Below are 1,766 nucleotides of genomic sequence, written 5' to 3' on the forward strand. Positions count from 1 at the left end.
CCTCGAGTTAGCAAGCGAAAGCGCGTAACTCACTGCTCTTTAACAATTTATCAGACAATCTGTGTGGGCACTCAAAGTGACATGGATTCTTAAACGTCGAAAGACGCTAAATAGAATACCAAGTCTTATGAGTGAACATACGTAATTCATTACGAAGTTTAATTCATGAGCATCAAACTTAAATTGAAGAGTTTGATCATGGCTCAGATTGAACGCTGGCGGCAGGCCTAACACATGCAAGTCGAGCGGTAGCACAGGAGAGCTTGCTCTCTGGGTGACGAGCGGCGGACGGGTGAGTAATGTCTGGGAAACTGCCCGATGGAGGGGGATAACTACTGGAAACGGTAGCTAATACCGCATAACGTCTTCGGACCAAAGAGGGGGACCTTCGGGCCTCTTGCCATCGGATGTGCCCAGATGGGATTAGCTAGTAGGTGGGGTAATGGCTCACCTAGGCGACGATCCCTAGCTGGTCTGAGAGGATGACCAGCCACACTGGAACTGAGACACGGTCCAGACTCCTACGGGAGGCAGCAGTGGGGAATATTGCACAATGGGCGCAAGCCTGATGCAGCCATGCCGCGTGTATGAAGAAGGCCTTCGGGTTGTAAAGTACTTTCAGCGAGGAGGAAGGCGTTGTGGTTAATAACCGCAGCGATTGACGTTACTCGCAGAAGAAGCACCGGCTAACTCCGTGCCAGCAGCCGCGGTAATACGGAGGGTGCAAGCGTTAATCGGAATTACTGGGCGTAAAGCGCACGCAGGCGGTCTGTCAAGTCGGATGTGAAATCCCCGGGCTCAACCTGGGAACTGCATTCGAAACTGGCAGGCTAGAGTCTTGTAGAGGGGGGTAGAATTCCAGGTGTAGCGGTGAAATGCGTAGAGATCTGGAGGAATACCGGTGGCGAAGGCGGCCCCCTGGACAAAGACTGACGCTCAGGTGCGAAAGCGTGGGGAGCAAACAGGATTAGATACCCTGGTAGTCCACGCCGTAAACGATGTCGACTTGGAGGTTGTGCCCTTGAGGCGTGGCTTCCGGAGCTAACGCGTTAAGTCGACCGCCTGGGGAGTACGGCCGCAAGGTTAAAACTCAAATGAATTGACGGGGGCCCGCACAAGCGGTGGAGCATGTGGTTTAATTCGATGCAACGCGAAGAACCTTACCTACTCTTGACATCCAGAGAACTTAGCAGAGATGCTTTGGTGCCTTCGGGAACTCTGAGACAGGTGCTGCATGGCTGTCGTCAGCTCGTGTTGTGAAATGTTGGGTTAAGTCCCGCAACGAGCGCAACCCTTATCCTTTGTTGCCAGCGGTTCGGCCGGGAACTCAAAGGAGACTGCCAGTGATAAACTGGAGGAAGGTGGGGATGACGTCAAGTCATCATGGCCCTTACGAGTAGGGCTACACACGTGCTACAATGGCGCATACAAAGAGAAGCGACCTCGCGAGAGCAAGCGGACCTCATAAAGTGCGTCGTAGTCCGGATTGGAGTCTGCAACTCGACTCCATGAAGTCGGAATCGCTAGTAATCGTAGATCAGAATGCTACGGTGAATACGTTCCCGGGCCTTGTACACACCGCCCGTCACACCATGGGAGTGGGTTGCAAAAGAAGTAGGTAGCTTAACCTTCGGGAGGGCGCTTACCACTTTGTGATTCATGACTGGGGTGAAGTCGTAACAAGGTAACCGTAGGGGAACCTGCGGTTGGATCACCTCCTTACCTTAAAGAACCTGCCTTTGTAGTGTCCACACAGATTGTCTGAT

The 1,766-nt window shown here is 52.8% G+C and carries 1 rRNA gene; it reads left to right on the forward strand.

What is annotated here, in order from left to right:
- The first annotated feature begins 180 nt into the window (after positions 1-180).
- Positions 181-1,722 (forward strand): 16S ribosomal RNA (locus MUU47_RS00290).
- Positions 1,723-1,766: the final 44 nt, after the last annotated feature.

This window comes from Scandinavium hiltneri (assembly GCF_024764835.1).
Lineage (GTDB): Bacteria > Pseudomonadota > Gammaproteobacteria > Enterobacterales > Enterobacteriaceae > Scandinavium > Scandinavium hiltneri.